This window comes from Cellulomonas sp. NPDC055163, from assembly GCF_053607065.1.
The window spans coordinates 1-15,137 of the sequence record NZ_JBSGSU010000014.1 but is presented as its reverse complement, the minus strand read 5'-3'; the positions used below and the strand labels follow the sequence as shown (position 1 = coordinate 15,137).

Genomic DNA, 15,137 nt, shown 5'->3' with positions numbered 1-15,137 from the left:
CTAGCAACGTCGGAGGATCGTGGACCCCGCGACACGCGCGGCGCCTCTCGACTTACCGTAGATCACCCGATGTCACCCGGACGAGCGAACCACCCCCGCGAACCGACCGGTCGTCGTGCCACCCCGGGTCGCGAGGCGGTGCGAGAAGAACCGCGGGTCGCGCGCCGTGCACACGTCGACGCTGGTCACGTCCTCGACACCGGCCCGCGCGAGCACCGCACGCGCGCCGGCGGGCAGGTCGAGCGCAGGGGTCCCCCACGCCGTCGTCGCCCAGGTCTCGGGGACCGACGCCGCGACCTGCTCGCGCAGCGCGGCGGGCACCTCGTACTCGACCCCGCTGATCGCCGGGCCCACGACGGCCCGGACGTGCTCGAGCCGGGCACCTGCGGCGACCAGAGCCCGCACCGCAGCCTCGAGCACCCCGCGCTCGAGACCCTGCCGGCCGGCGTGCGCGACTCCGACGACGCCCGCGCCGGCGTCGGCGATCAGGACCGGGACGCAGTCGGCGACCAGCACGCCGAGCCCGACGCCCGGACGTGCGGCGACGAGCGCGTCCGCCACGCCGACCTCGACCTCCCCGGGAGCCGGCTCGCGCTCCAGGGTCAGGACGTCCGGACCGTGGACCTGCGCAGCGAACGCGACGCGCCCACCGAGCCACCGCTCGACGCGCCCGCGGTTGACGAGCACCCGGTCGGGGTCGTCGCCGACATGCAGCCCGAGGTCGAGCGAGTCCCACGGGGCGAGGCTCACGCCGCCCGTGCGCGTCGTGAACCCCGCACGGACGCCGGGGCCGAGGTCGACCTCGAGCACGTCGATCGCGCGCGCGCCCACCCGTGCGGCTACTTGAGGAAGTCGGGGACGTCCAGGTCCTCGCTCGGGCGGCGCGTCACGCGCTCCTCCTCGAACACGCGCGGGACCTCGAGCTGGCCGGTCGCCGGCGCGGGCTCGTGCTCGCTCGCGAGGAACGCCGGGACCTGCCGCGGCGCAGCGTGCACCGGCGCTGCGCCGACGCGCACGACGTCGTCGTCCGCGGGGACCGGTCGCGGGGCGGCGTGCGAAGGGACGGTCACCGGCGGCGCGAGCCGCGGCGGCGCCGAGCTGCCGCTCACCTGACCGAGCCCGCGCGACTCGCGCCGCACGACCGGGGAGCCGCCGTCGAAGCCGGCCGCGATCACGGTGACCCGCACCTCGTCGCCGAGGGCGTCGTCGATCACCGCACCGAAGATGATGTTGGCCTCGGGGTGCGCGGCCTCCTGGACGAGCCGCGCCGCCTCGTTGATCTCGAACAGGCCGAGGTCGGAGCCGCCCTGGATCGACAGCAGCACGCCGTGCGCGCCGTCGATGCTGGCCTCGAGCAGCGGCGAGGAGATCGCGAGCTCGGCGGCCTGGACCGCACGGTCCTCACCGCGCGCGGAGCCGATGCCCATGAGCGCCGAGCCGGCGCCCTGCATGACGGACTTCACGTCGGCGAAGTCGAGGTTGATTAGACCCGGCGTCGTGATGAGGTCGGTGATGCCCTGGACGCCCGAGAGCAGCACCTGGTCCGCCGAGTGGAACGCGTCGAGCACCGAGACGGAGCGGTCCGAGATCGACAGGAGCCGGTCGTTCGGGATGACGATGAGCGTGTCGACCTCGGCGCGCAGCGCGTCGATGCCGGAGTCGGCCTGCACGGAGCGGCGCCGGCCCTCGAAGGTGAACGGGCGGGTGACGACGCCGATGGTGAGGGCGCCGAGCGAGCGGGCGATCCGGGCGACGACCGGTGCGCCACCGGTCCCGGTGCCACCACCCTCGCCCGCGGTCACGAAGACCATGTCGGCGCCGCGCAGGACGTCCTCGATCTCCTCCGCGTGGTCCTCGGCGGCCTTCTTGCCGACCTCGGGGTCCGCGCCGGCACCGAGGCCACGCGTGAGCTCGCGGCCCACGTCGAGCTTGACGTCGGCGTCCGACATGAGGAGCGCCTGGGCGTCCGTGTTGATGGCGATGAACTCGACACCCTTGAGGCCGACCTCGATCATGCGGTTGACGGCGTTGACGCCGCCACCGCCGATGCCGACGACCTTGATGACCGCCAGGTAGTTCTGCGGAGCTGCCACGGTGGGTGCCTCTCGTTGTGCGCCAGTGCTGCGGGTGTGCGGAGCCGGGATCTGACCCCTGCACCCGCCGAAACCTTCACCCTCTACTAGAGGGTTATAGTTATGTCAGGTGCTTCTTGTCGTGACGGTAGGTGTGTCGCACGCCGGGAGCAACGACCACCCCGGGCGTGTCGGCGATGTCGCGCGCGTCACCGGGTGATCGGCAGGGTCGGGGCGGACACGTCGAAGACGGCGGCGCCCGCGCTCGTCGGCGCCGCACGCAGCGCCTGCAGCACGGCGATCTTGAGCGCCGTCTCGTGGGCGCTCCCCCACACGACCTCCGCCCCGTCGCGCAGCACCATCGACACCGTGTCCTGAGTTTCCGCCGAGACCTCCCCGACCTGCCCGAGCAGGTCCGGCGGCAGCGCCTCGAGCACCGTGAGCACGGCCCGCAGCGTCCGGGCGTCGCCCACCGGGACCCGCACGACGGGCAGCCCCTCGGGCGGGACGTCGACGCGCCCCACCTGGATGCCCTCCATGTCGAGCAGCGCGAAGCCCTCGACGGGGCCGTCCGGAGCCGCCGCCGAGGTCGACGGCGGCTCGGGGACCGCAGCGACGGGCTCGCGCGACACCAGCTCGACGACGAGCCCGCGGGGCCAGTCGCGCATCACGCGAGCCTCGCGCACACCCGGCACCTCGAGCACGTCGTCCCGCAGCGCGACGGTGTCGAGGCGCGGGAGCGGGGTGCCGGCACGAGCCCCGACCACCGCGGCGACCTGGTCGACGGCCACGACGGTGCCGGCCCCGGAGATCGCCACGCGCGCCGGGTCGAGCGCGAACACCGGCGACAGGAGCAGGAGCCAGGCGAGCGAGCCGACCGCGAGGAGCCCGCCCGCGCCGATGACGACCTGGCGGACCGCGAGCCGGCGACGCGCCCGCGCCCGCTCCGCGAACCGCTCGGCGGACCGCTCGGAGACGACAGAGGCCCGCACCGGCAGCGCGAAACCCCGCCGGCCGGACGTGTACGTCGTCACGGTCGAGGCGTGCGGGTCGAGGACCTGGGGCTGGCCGCCGGTGTCGGGCGCGGGCTCGCGCGCCGTCCGTGGACCCGAGGGCCGCAGCGGCGTCGGGACGGTCCGGTGCTCGCCCGTCGTGCGCGGGTCGCCCGGCGCGGTGCGCTGAGAGCCCGTCGACGGGCGCGGCTCGGCGGGCGGGAGCGCGCGCGGGCGCGCCTCAGGCCGGGCAGCCGGGGCAGCCGGGCGGGCGGGCGCCGGCCGCGGACGTGCCGGGCGACCGGTCACGGGTCGGCGCGGCGGTGGCGTCATGCGTCCTCCGCGGCGCCCGACTGCGGCCCGGCACCGGCTCCGGCCGCGCGCGCGAGCTCCGCGAGCACGTCGGGCACCAGCGCGGTGACGTCCCCCGCCCCGACCGTCAGCAGCAGGTCACCGGGCCGGGCAGCGCGCGCGACCGCGACCGCCGCCTGCACGCGATCGGCGACGAACGTCGCCCTGCCCTCCGTCGGGACGCGCTCGGCGATCATCGCCCCGGTCACCTCGGGGTCCGGGTCCTCGCGCGCCGCGTACACGTCGGTGACCACGACGACGTCCGCGAGGTCGAGCGCCTCCGCGAACTCCGTGGCGAACGTCCGGGTGCGCGAGAACAGGTGCGGCTGGAACAGCGCGAGGACGCGTCCGTCCCCCGCGACGGCCCGGGCAGCCCGCAGCAGCGCCGCCACCTCGGTGGGGTGGTGCGCGTAGTCGTCGACGACCCGGACGCCGCCCGCGTCACCGCGGTGCTCGAACCGTCGGCCCGTGCCCCGGAACGCGGCGAGCCCCGCGGTCGCCGACGGCACCGACGCGCCGAGCCGCCGTGCGGCGACGTACGCCGCGGCGGCGTTGAGCGCGTTGTGCGCGCCGGGAGCCGTCAGGACGAGCGTCGTGCTGCCGATCGCCGGTGCGGCGTCGATCGTCGCGGTCCACGCGCCGCCCTCGAGCCGCACGGGCCCCACCACGACGTCCGCGCCGGCGTCCGTGCCGTACGTGACCACGTCGACGCCGCGCCCGGCGAGATCCACGCGCGTGCGCTCGACGAGGCGCGCGGCGCCCGGGTCGTCGAGGCACGTGACGAGCAGCCCGCCGGGGACGACGCGCTCGGTGAAGGCCACGAACGCGTCCTCGAACGCCTCGCGGGTGCCGTAGTGGTCGAGGTGGTCGGGCTCGACGTTGGTCACGACCGCGACCTCGGGCGCGTACGCGAGGAACGAGCCGTCCGACTCGTCGGCCTCGGCCACGAACGCCGCACCCTCGCCCGGCCGGCCCCCGGCCACGGGCCCCCCCACGGTCAGCACCGTGCCGCCGATCGCGAACGACGGGTCGAGCCCGGCCTCGAGCAGCGCCGTCGCGACCATCGCCGACGTCGTCGTCTTCCCGTGCGCGCCCGCCACGGCGACCGAGCGCCGCCCGACCATGAGCGCGGCCAGGGCCTCCGACCGGTGCAGCACGCGCAGCCCGTCCCGCCGTGCGCGCGCGAGCTCGACGTTGGACTCGCGGACCGCGGAGGACACGACGACCGTGTCGACCCCGTCGAGGTGCGCTGCGTCGTGCCCGACGAACACCGTCACGCCCGCAGCCCGCAGCGGGACGAGCGCCGGGCCGTCCTGCGCGTCGGACCCGCTGACCGGCACGCCGCGCGCCGCGAGCAGCCCCGCGACCGCCGACATGCCGGCGCCGCCGACGCCGACGAGGTGCGTGCGGCCCAGGACCGTGAGGCCGTCGGCGGCGACGAGGTCCTGGACGTGCGTGGGGGCGGGCCCGCTCACGGGGCCTCGCCCGACGGGACGCCGTGCGCCGTGCCGTCCGGTGCGGTGCCGCCCTGCGCCGTGCCCTCCGCCGCGGTGCGGTCCGAGCTCGCTCCGTGCGCGGCACCCTCCGCGCTCGCCGGCGCGAGGTGCGCCTCGACGAGGTCGGCGACACGGGCGGCCGCGTCCCGCACGCCCACGGAGGCCGCCGCGGCGCCCATCCGCTCACGCTCCCCACGCGCGTCCGGGCCGACGAGCAGCGGCAGCAGGTGCTCACGCAGCCACGGTGCCGTGAGCTCGTCGTCCGCGACGACGAGACCACCGCCCGCCGCGACGACGGGCGCCGCGTTGAGGCGCTGCTCGCCGTTGCCGATGGGCAGCGGGACGTACACCGCCGGCAGCCCGAGCGCCGCGATCTCGCTGACCGTCCCCGCACCCGAGCGGCCCAGCACGACGTCGGCGCACGCCAGCGCGAGCTGCATCTCGTCGAGGTACTCGCGCACGTGGTAGCGCTCGGCGCCGGGCAGGCCGTCCACGACGGCGCGCACGGCGTCCGCCTTGCCCGCGCCGGTCGAGTGCAGGACCTGCACCCCCGCCGCGATCAGGTCCGCCGCGACCGACGCGATCGCGGCGTTGACGCTCACGGCCCCGAGCGAGCCGCCCGTGACGACGAGCGTCGGCAGCGCCGGGTCCAGCCCGAGCCGGCGCGCCGCGCCGGTGCGGGTCCCGGCCGCGTCGCGCGCACGGTCCGCGATCAGCCCCGCGATCTCGGGCCGCAGCGGCAGGCCGGTGACGAGCGCGCCGGGCAGCTCGGTGCCGGGGAAGGTCACGGCGACCGAGGCAGCCCAGCGGGCGCCGAGCCGGTTCGCGAGCCCGGGACGGGCGTTCTGCTCGTGCACCACGACCGGCACGGCGCGCGACCGCGCGGCCAGGTACGCGGGCATCGAGACGTACCCGCCGAACCCGACGACGACCTGGGCCCCGCTCGCGTCGATCGCGTCACCCGCGGCGCGCACGGCCTCGCGCAGGCGCCCCGGGAGGCGGAGCACGTCCGAGCTCGGGCGGCGCGGGAGCGGCACGCGCGGGACCAGCGCGAGCGGCAGCCCGCGCTCGGGCACCAGGCGCGCCTCGAGGCCCGACGCGGTGCCGAGCACCGTGAGCCGGACGCCGGGGTCGCGGCGCCGGAGCTCCTCGGCGACCGCGAGCAGCGGGTTCACATGGCCGGCGGTCCCTCCACCGGCGAGCAGGACGGAACGACGGGGCAGGTCAGGCACGGATCCTCCCGAGCACCGCGAGCGAGCGGCGCACGACGTGCGGGCGCGCGGCGAGGGCCTCGGCAGCACCGGGCTCGGCGCGCGCGAACGAGATGACCATGCCGAGGGCCGTCATGGTCATGATGAGCGCCGAGCCGCCCGCGGAGACGAGCGGCAGCGGGACGCCGATGACCGGCGCGAGACCGATCACGACGCCGATGTTCAGGAGCGCCTGCCCGATCACCCAGCACGCGACGGCGCCCGTGGTGATCTTGACGAACGGGTCGGGGTGGCGCCGGATGATGCGGAACATCGCGAGCGCGAGCAGCGTGAACAGGCCGAGCACCAGCAGCGTGCCGATGAGGCCGAGCTCCTCGCCGATGATCGCGAAGATGAAGTCGTTGTGCGCCTCGGGCAGGTAGGACCACTTCTCGGCGCTCCCGCCGAGCCCCACCCCGCCCCAGCCGCCGGTCGCGAGAGCGCGCGCGCCGTGCTCGGTCTGGTAGCACTCGTTGCTGATGTCGCACTCGCCGAGCCAGGAGAAGATGCGCTTCCTGCGGTTCGCGCTGGGGATCGTGAGCGCGGCGACACCCGCAGCGGCGATCACGCCCGCGAAGCCGAACACGCGCAGCGGGACCCCGGCGATGAACAGGGCCCCCGCGATGAGCACGAGGATCACGAGCGCCGTCCCGAGGTCACGGCCGAGCATGACGAGCCCGACCATGCCGCCCGCGACGGGCACGGCGGGCACGAGCGCGTGCCGCCACTCCCCCAGGAGCGGCCGCTTGCGTGCGAGCACCGCCCCCAGCCACAGCGCGAGCGCGACCTTGACCACCTCGGCGGGCTGCATCGTGAACCCGCCGACGCGGATCCAGCCACGGTTGCCACCCACGGCCCAGCCGAGCGGCGTCAGCGTGAGGAGCTGGAGCACTGCGGCGCCGGCGAGAGCCGGCCAGGCCACCGCCGCGTAGAAGCGCACCGGCAGGCGCGACGCGACGAACATGATCGGCACGCCGATGAGCGCGAACTGCGCCTGGGTCGCGAACACCGCGTAGGGGGACTTGTCCGCGGCGAGCGACTCGACGCTCGAGCTCGACAGCACCATCACGAGCCCGAGCACGATGAGCAGCGCCGTGGCGCCCGTGAGCACGTAGTAGCTCGTCACCGCGCTGTCCCACTGCCCCAGCAGCGACCCGGCGCGCGAGCGCCCCGGGGACGGGGGCTCGACCGCGCCGGGCCGGGCGGGCGTCGTCTGCGCCACGGCCGCGGGCCTCAGGACTCGTCCGGAGCGAGTGCCCGGACGGCCGCGGCGAACGCGTCCCCGCGCTCGGCGTACGAGGTGAACTGGTCCATGGACGCGCACGCCGGCGCGAGCAGCACGGTCACGGGGGTCTGGGTACCGGCGAGCGTGCGCGCGGAGTCGACGGCGCGGGTCATCACCGATCCAGTGTCACCGGGATCGACGGCCACGACGGGAACCTCGGGCGCGTGTCGGTCGAGCGCGTCCCGCAGCGGCTGCTGGTCGACGCCGATGAGCACGACGCCCCGCAGCCGGTCCCGGCGCGTGCGCACGAGCTCGTCGAACGTCGCGCCCTTGGCCAGCCCGCCCGCGATCCACACGACCGACCCCGCCTCGAAGGACGCGAGCGCGGCCGCCGCGGCGTGCGGGTTCGTGGCCTTCGAGTCGTCGACCCACGCGATCCCGTCGGTCTGCGCGACCCGCTCGATGCGGTGCCCGCCCGGGGAGTACGCGCGCAGCCCCTCGCGCACCGCGACCGGGGCGACGCCGTGCGCGAGCGCGAGCGCCGCGGCGGCGAGGGCGTTCTGGACGACGTGCGGGGGCACGGCTCCGTCCGCCCCGGCGAGGTGCGCGAGGTCCGCGAGGGTGCCGAGCTCGGCGGCGTGCGTGTGCCGCAGCGACGCGAACCCCCGGTCCACCAGCACGTCCTCGACGACGCCGACCTGACCCACGCGCGGCGTCCCGAGCGTGAAGCCGACCGCGACGGCCCCGTCGTCGACGTCGGCCTCGCGCACGAGCTGCTCGGTCCGGGGGTCGATCGCGCTGTACACGCAGGCGACCTGCGTCCGCTCGTAGACCCGGCCCTTGTCCGCCGCGTACGCGTCGAACGAGCCGTGCCAGTCGAGGTGGTCCTCCGCGACGTTCAGCACCGCGGCCGCCTGCGCCGACATCGAGTGCGTGAAGTGCAGCTGGAAGCTCGACAGCTCGACCGCGAGCACGTCGAGGCTCGGGTCGGTCGCCGCGAGCACGACCGGCGTCCCGACGTTCCCGACGGCCGCGGCGTGCTCGCCGCCCGCGCGCAGGATCGACGCGAGCATCCCGACGGTCGTGGTCTTGCCGTTGGTCCCCGTGACCGCGAGCCACGGCGCAGGACCGTCGCCGCCCGCGCGGTCCACGCGCAGCTGCCACGCGAGCTCGACCTCGCTCCAGACGGGCACCCGGCGCTCGAGCGCGGCGGCGAGGAGCGGGTCGCTCGGCGGCCAGCCCGGCGACGCGACGACGAGGTCGACGCCGTCGAGGCCACCGCCGGCGACGAACGCCGCGGAGTCGGACGCGTCGGCCTCGGGTGCGTGCCGGTCGACCGTGACGACGTGCGCCCCCGCGGCCGTCAGGACCTCGAGCGCGGCGCGCCCCGAGACCCCGAGCCCCGCGAGGACGACCCGGTGACGTGCGAGGTCCACTAGCCGGCCACCCACTCGCCGTAGAAGATGCCGACCCCGACGGCCACGAACAGCCCGGCGATGATCCAGAACCGGATGACGATCGTGACCTCGCCCCAGCCGGAGAGCTCGAAGTGGTGGTGCAGCGGCGCCATCTTGAACACGCGTTTGCCGGTCATCCGGAAGAAGCCGATCTGGATGACGTCCGAGAGCACGACGAGCACGAACATCCCGCCGATGATCGCCGCGAGGATCTCGGTGCGGGACAGGATCGACAGGCCGGCGAGCGCGCCGCCGAGCGCGAGCGACCCGGTGTCACCCATGAAGATCTTCGCGGGGCTCGCGTTCCACCACAGGAACCCGAAGCACGCCCCGGTGATCGCCGCGGCGACGACCGCGAGGTCGAGCGGGTCCCGCGCCTCGTAGCAGCGTGGCCCGGCCGTCGCGAGGAACTGGCAGCTCTGGTTGAACTGCCACACGCCCACGAGCACGTACGCGCCGAAGACGATGAGGGAGACGCCCGTCGCGAGGCCGTCGAGCCCGTCCGTCAGGTTCACGGCGTTGGACCACGCCGTGATGAGGAAGTTGGCCCACAGCACGAACAAGATGAGCCCGACGGTCGCGCCCGCGAACGCGAGGTCGATGTTGGTGTCCCGGATGAACGAGACGCGCGTCGACGCGGGCGTGCGGAACTGCTCGTTGGGGAACTGCAGAGCGGCGACGGCGAACGTGATACCGACGAGCCCCTGGCCGAGGATCTTCGGTTTGGCTTTGAGGCCCAGGCTGCGCTGCCGGGAGATCTTGATGAAGTCGTCGAGGAACCCGACGGTGCCGAGCCCTGTCATGAGGAACAGCACGAGCACGGCGGACACGCTCGGCAGCTGCTGCGTCGCGATCAGGCCGCCGACCCAGCCGAGCAGCGTGGCGCCGATGATCACGACGCCGCCCATCGTGGGCGTCCCGCGCTTCGTGTAGTGCGCGGTGGGGCCGTCCTGCCGGATGAACTGGCCGTACTGCCGGCGGATCAGGAACCGGATGAACAGGGGGGTGCCGAGGAGCGCGACGAGCATCGACAGCCCGCCGGAGATCAGGACCGCTCTCACGGGGCGACCTCCTGCGGTGCGAGCAGCCGGTCGCCCAGCTGCCAGAGCCCGGAGCCGTAGGACGACTTCACGAGCACGACGTCGCCCGCGCGCAGCTCCTCGGCGAGGAACCGCTCGGCGGCGTCGACGTCGGGCACGACGACGACCTCCTCGCCCCACGAGCCCTCGCGCACCGCCCCGTCGGCGATCGCCTGCGCACCCGCCCCGACCACCACGGTCAGCGCGACGTTGAGCCGGACGACCATGAGCCCGATCGCCTCGTGCTCGGCGCGTGCGTCCGGGCCGAGCTCGAGCATCTCCCCGAGCACCGCGACCGAGCGCCGGTCCCTCCCGGCGAGCACCGCGAGGGCCTTGAGCGCGGCCCGCATCGAGTCCGGGTTGGCGTTGTAGGAGTCGTCGACGACGGTGACCCCGTCGGGGCGGTCGACGACGTGCATGCGGTGCGGGCTCAGCGCGTCGGCGGCGCTCAGCACCTCCGCGACGTGCTCGAGGGGCAGGCCGACCGCGAGCGAGGCCGCCGCCGCGGCGAGCGCGTTGTTCAGGTGGTGCTCCCCCACGAGCCGCAGCTGCACGGGCGCGCTCACGTCGGTGCCGTCGGCGCCCGGTGCCACGAGGGTGAACGAGACGCGACCGGCGCGGTCGAGGTGGATGTCGGTCGCCCGGACCGTCGCGCCGGGTGTGCCGCCGAACGTCACGACGTCCCCGCTCGCGAGCGCGGCCATCGCCATGACGCGCTCGTCCTGTGCGTTGAGCACCGCGGTGCCGCCCGGGACGAGGCCGGCGACGAGCTCGGACTTCGCGCGCGCGACCGCCTCGATCCCGCCGAACTCCCCGAGGTGAGCCGAGCCGACGACGAGCACGACCGCGACGTCCGGGGGCGCGATGTCGGTCAGGTACGTGAGGTGCCCGATCCCGCTCGCCCCCATCTCGAGCACGAGGTAGCGCGTGTGCTCGTCGGCCCGCAGCACGGTCAGCGGCAGGCCGATCTCGTTGTTGAACGACTTCTCGGGGGCGACCGTCGGGCCCGCCGCACCGCACAGCTGCGCGAGCAGGTCCTTCGTCGTCGTCTTGCCGACCGAGCCGGTGACCGCGACGACCTGGAGGCCCGAGCCGCCGGGCTCGACCGCGGCCTCGCGCAGCCGCACCAGCACGTCGCGCGCGAGGTCGCCGAGCGCCTTCTCGACGTCGGGGACCACGACGCACGGCAGCGGCTCTCCCCCGGGTCCGGTCAGCTCGCGCGCCGCGACGACGAGCGACGCGCCGGCCTCGACGGCACCTGCGGCGAAGTCGTGCCCGTCGACGTGCTCGCCGGGCAGCGCCACGAACAGCGACCCCGGCCCGACCTGACGCGAGTCGACCACGACGGGACCGGTCACGACGGTGCGGGGGTCGAGGGTCTCCGGGCGCAGCACGCCGCCGGTCGCGGCCGCGATGTCGGCCGCCGTGAGCGCGATCACGCGGGCAGCCCCTGGCTCTCGCGCGCCGTGCGCGCCGCCTGCGCCGCACGCAGCACGTCGCGGTCGTTGTACCGGTGGAACACCCCGGCGATCTCCTGGGTGGGCTCGTGGCCCTTGCCGGTGATGATGATCGTGTCCTGGTCCGTCGCGAGGTCGAGGGCGTCGTGGATGGCCTGGGTCCTGCTGGTCGCCTCGTGCACGTCCGTGAGCGACGGGCGCTCCGCGCGCACACCGTCGAGGATCGCCGCACGGATCGACGCGGGGTCTTCCGAGCGCGGGTTCTCGTCGGTCACGACGAGCACGTCCGCGAGGCGCGCGGCGACCTTGCCCATGATCGGGCGCTTGCCGCGGTCGCGGTCGCCGTCCGAGCCGAAGACGATCACGAGGCGCCCGGGCGTGATGGGGCGGACGGCCTCGAGCGCGAGCACCAGAGCGTCCGGCGTGTGGGCGTAGTCGACGAGCGCGAGCGGCGTCCCGGGGGCGCGCTCGATCACGCGCTCCATGCGGCCGGGGATCGCGTGCGCGTGGCCGACCGCCTCGATGGCCGTCGCGAGCTCGACGCCCGCCCGGTGCGCGAGCACGACGGCGAGCGCGGCGTTCGACACGTTGACCAGTCCCGGCAGCGGGCTCGCCGCGACGTGCTCGCTGCCGTCGGGCCCGCGCAGCGTGAACGTCGAGCCGACGCCGTCGAGACCGATGTCCGCGCTCGTCACGGCCCAGTCCGCGGTCGTCGCGACGTCCGCGCCGACGTGCGTCGAGACGGTCTCCACGGGGATCCGCGCCTCGGCGGCGAGCCGCCGGCCCCACTCGTCGTCGACGACGACGACCCCGCGGCGCGCCTGTCCGGGCGCGAGCAGGCGGGCCTTGTCGCGGAAGTAGCCCTCCATGTCGCCGTGGAAGTCGAGGTGGTCGCGCTGCAGGTTCGTGAACCCTGCGACGTCGAGCTCGAGACCGCCGACGCGCCCCAGCGCGAGCGCGTGCGACGAGACCTCGGTCGTGACCGCCGTCGCTCCCCGCTCGCGGGCCAGCGCCAGGATCGCCTGCAGCACGGGCGCCTCGACGGTCGTGCGCGGGCTCTCGATCGCGTCGTCGCCGATCCGCAGCTCGACCGTGCCGAGCACGACCGTGCGCGCGTGCGCCGTGCGCAGCGCCGCGTCGACGAAGTAGGTCGTGGTCGTCTTGCCGTTGGTGCCGGTGATGCCGACGCTCGCGAGACCGGCCGCCGGGTGGCCGTACGCCCACGCGGCGACGGGCCCGGCGAGCGCGCGCGCATCCGGGGTCACGAGCACCGGGACGGGCAGGCCGCCGGCTGCGCGGGCGAGGAGCTCGGAACCGGCCGCGTCGGTGAGCACCGCGACCGCACCCTGCTGCACGGCCTGGGCGGCGTACGTGGCGCCGTGCACCTTCGCGCCGCTCAGGGCGACGAAGACGTCGCCCGGTGCGGTGTCGGAGCTCGAGACGGTCACGCCCCTGAGGACGGCGTCGGGATGGGGGGCCGGGCCGCGTACCTCGAGCTCGAACGCGGCGACGAGGTCGACGACCCGGTGCGTGGCGGGATGCTCAGGGCGCAGCCGGCCCTGGGGGGACGTCATGGGGAGAATCTACCCCGGACGGAGGCGCCCCAGCGGCGCGACGGGAGTCCCCCGTCCGGTCGACGAGGGGCCCGCGGGCTCACTCCCACGTGGTCGGGAAGAGCTGCGCGGGGACCCCCGACGGGGCGACGCCGAGCTCCTGGAGCGCGAAGCCCGCGACGTCGCTGAAGACCGGCGCGGCGACCGTGCCGCCCCACTCCGACGAGCGGGGGTCCTGCAGGAACACCCCGACCGCGATCCGCGGGTCGTCCGCCGGCGCCACGCCGATGAACGACGCCGTGATGCCGTTCGGGTTGAACTTCTGCGCGGTTCCCGTCTTGCCCGCCACGCGGTAGCCCGGGATCGCGGCGTTACCGCCGGTGCCCTCGTCGACCGCGCTCTCGAGCATCGTGAGCACCGTGTCGGCGGTCTGCGGCGAGACGACCTGCGTCGACGTGGGCGGCTCGACCGTCGCGGGCGTGCCGTCGGCGGCCGTCCAGCCCTTGATGAGGTGCGGCTGGACGCGCACCCCGTCGTTGGCGATCGTGGCGAAGACCGACGTCGCCTGCAGCGCGGTCACGGAGACGCCCTGCCCGAACAGGACCGCGAACTTCGTGCGCCCGTCCCACTCGTCGGAGGGGTGCAGGAGGCCCTTCGACTCGTTGGGCAGCTCGATCCCGAGCTGGGAGCCGAAGCCGAACTTGGCGAGGTAGTCGTGGCGCACCTGCTGCGGGATGTCCTGCCCGATCATCACGGTGCCCGTGTTCGACGACTCGGCGAGCACGCCCGTCGTCGTGAGCTTGAGGCCGGCGTGCTCGTGCGAGTCCTTGAACGTCTGCTCGTTCGCCGTCGTGTACTGGTACGGGACCTCGTACGGCGTCGTCGGTGTCGTGACGCCGAGCTCGAGCGCCGCGGCCATCGTCACGACCTTCGCGGTCGAGCCCGGCTCGAAGACGTCCGAGATGGCGCTCGACCCGCGCAGGTTGCCGGCCGACGGATGGTTCGGGTCGACCGCGCCCGAGTCCGCGAGCGCGAGCAGCTCCCCCGTCCGCGGGTCGAGCACGACGATGACGCCCGAGCTCGCTCCCGTCTCCGCGACGCGCGCGTCGATGGCCTCCTGGGCGTAGAACTGCAGGTCGTTGAGCAACGTGAGCTGCACGCTGTCGCCGGCCTCCGGGCTCGTCCCGTCCTGGAAGCCGCCCGGGATCTGCTGGCCGAGGCGCCCGCGCTCCCACACCGCGACACCCGGCGTGCCGGCGAGCCGCTCGTCGAGCAGGGCCTCGAGGCCCGACGCGCCCTGACCCTCACGGTTGACCCAGCCGAGCAGGTTCCCCGCGACGATGCCGTTCGGGTACACGCGCTTGGGGGTCGGGTCGAACCCGATCGAGTAGATCTTCAGGTCGCGGATCGCGCGGACCTGCGCCGGCAGCACGTCGCGCTGCACGACCTTGTACTTGGCGTTCCCCGTGAGCACCGCGCCCAGCTCGGCCGGGTTCATGCCGAGGATCGGCGCGATCCTCGCGGCGGCGCCGGCCGGTCCCTCGACGAGCGGGTCGCTGCCCTTGACCTCCCACTTGGCGAGCTCGCGCTGGTTGACGTGCATCGTGTAGCGCTCGACGGACGTCGCGAGCGGCTTGCCGTTCGCGTCCGTGATCTGACCGCGCGCCGCGATGAGCTCGGCGTACGAGAGCCGCTCCTCGAGGGCCTTCGCGGCGATGGCCTCCCCCTGGAAGCCCTGGATGTACACGAGCCGCCCGGCGAACACCGTGAGCAGCACGAGGACGAGCACCGTCAGCACGGCCTGCCGGCGGCGCGGGTCCGCGGGCTCGGGCGGGAGGGCCGGGGGCGGCGGGACGCGGCGGGCGGGGACCCGGACGCGCTCCGACGGGACGAGACCGCGGCGCACCGTGGCGCGTCCGGCCGGGCCGGGGCGCAGCATGCGCTCGCCCGCCGGCGGCGTGCGCGTCGAGGACGACGCCGCACGCGGGGCGGAGCTGCGGAGCGGTGCGACGACCGGGCTCGCGGCTCGTGCGGCCGTGCGCGGTACCGACGTGCGCGGCGAAGGGGCGCGCGGCGCCGGGGTGCGCCGTGCCGAGTCGTCCGGGCGAGTGGAGCGCGGCACGCTGCCGCTCCGGCCCGCCGCGAGCGGCGTCGCATCTCCGGTCGAGGTGCGCGGCACGGAGGTACGGGCGGCCGGGGTGGGGG

12 protein-coding genes are annotated in these 15,137 nt (G+C 75.2%); 1 reads left to right on the top strand and 11 read right to left on the bottom strand.

Features of this window, described 5'->3' with window-relative positions:
* Positions 1 to 72: 72 nt before the first annotated feature.
* From ACWFNE_RS19880 to ACWFNE_RS19830, 11 genes are all read right to left on the bottom strand, one after another.
* Entirely contained in the window at positions 73 to 831 is a 759-nt protein-coding gene (locus tag ACWFNE_RS19880) for a polyphenol oxidase family protein (protein ID WP_452124153.1), read from the bottom strand.
* An 8-nt stretch (positions 832 to 839) separates the two neighbouring features.
* Complete coding sequence (ftsZ, locus tag ACWFNE_RS19875; protein WP_452124152.1) at positions 840 to 2,093, bottom strand: cell division protein FtsZ; 1,254 nt, start codon at positions 2,091 to 2,093, stop codon at positions 840 to 842.
* A gap of 188 nt (positions 2,094 to 2,281) precedes the next feature.
* Positions 2,282 to 3,397, bottom strand: coding sequence for a cell division protein FtsQ/DivIB (locus ACWFNE_RS19870; protein WP_452124151.1), 1,116 nt, complete (start codon positions 3,395 to 3,397; stop codon positions 2,282 to 2,284).
* Positions 3,394 to 4,791 carry a UDP-N-acetylmuramate--L-alanine ligase gene (gene murC, locus ACWFNE_RS19865; protein WP_452124200.1) on the bottom strand — a complete coding sequence of 466 codons (1,398 nt, stop codon included), beginning with the start codon at positions 4,789 to 4,791 and terminating at the stop codon, positions 3,394 to 3,396. The genes ACWFNE_RS19870 and murC overlap by 4 nt, the downstream gene beginning before the upstream one ends.
* 95 nt (positions 4,792 to 4,886) lie before the next feature.
* Positions 4,887 to 6,143, bottom strand: coding sequence for an undecaprenyldiphospho-muramoylpentapeptide beta-N-acetylglucosaminyltransferase (murG, locus tag ACWFNE_RS19860; protein ID WP_452124150.1), 1,257 nt, complete (start codon positions 6,141 to 6,143; stop codon positions 4,887 to 4,889).
* Entirely contained in the window at positions 6,136 to 7,383 is a 1,248-nt protein-coding gene (gene ftsW, locus ACWFNE_RS19855) for a putative lipid II flippase FtsW (protein ID WP_452124149.1), read from the bottom strand. The genes murG and ftsW overlap by 8 nt, the downstream gene beginning before the upstream one ends.
* An 11-nt stretch (positions 7,384 to 7,394) precedes the next feature.
* Positions 7,395 to 8,822, bottom strand: coding sequence for a UDP-N-acetylmuramoyl-L-alanine--D-glutamate ligase (gene murD / locus ACWFNE_RS19850; protein ID WP_452124148.1), 1,428 nt, complete (start codon positions 8,820 to 8,822; stop codon positions 7,395 to 7,397).
* On the bottom strand, positions 8,822 to 9,904 hold the full coding sequence (gene mraY, locus ACWFNE_RS19845) for a phospho-N-acetylmuramoyl-pentapeptide-transferase (protein ID WP_452124147.1): 1,083 nt from the start codon (positions 9,902 to 9,904) through the stop codon (positions 8,822 to 8,824). The genes murD and mraY overlap by 1 nt, the downstream gene beginning before the upstream one ends.
* Entirely contained in the window at positions 9,901 to 11,361 is a 1,461-nt protein-coding gene (locus tag ACWFNE_RS19840; protein ID WP_452124146.1) for a UDP-N-acetylmuramoyl-tripeptide--D-alanyl-D-alanine ligase, read from the bottom strand. Before ACWFNE_RS19840 ends, mraY begins: the two co-directional genes overlap by 4 nt.
* The gene (locus ACWFNE_RS19835; RefSeq protein WP_452124145.1) at positions 11,358 to 12,953 is read right to left on the bottom strand and encodes a UDP-N-acetylmuramoyl-L-alanyl-D-glutamate--2,6-diaminopimelate ligase; all 1,596 of its coding nucleotides are present in this window, start codon (positions 12,951 to 12,953) and stop codon (positions 11,358 to 11,360) included. Before ACWFNE_RS19835 ends, ACWFNE_RS19840 begins: the two co-directional genes overlap by 4 nt.
* Positions 12,954 to 13,032: 79 nt before the next feature.
* A complete protein-coding gene (locus ACWFNE_RS19830; RefSeq protein WP_452124144.1) occupies positions 13,033 to 14,871 on the bottom strand; it encodes a peptidoglycan D,D-transpeptidase FtsI family protein in 1,839 nt (612 codons plus the stop codon).
* Between ACWFNE_RS19830 and ACWFNE_RS19825 the strand changes: the two genes are divergently transcribed.
* A partial coding sequence (locus tag ACWFNE_RS19825; RefSeq protein ID WP_452124143.1) for a hypothetical protein occupies positions 14,870 to 15,137 on the top strand: 268 nt, incomplete at its 3' end. The genes ACWFNE_RS19830 and ACWFNE_RS19825 overlap by 2 nt on opposite strands.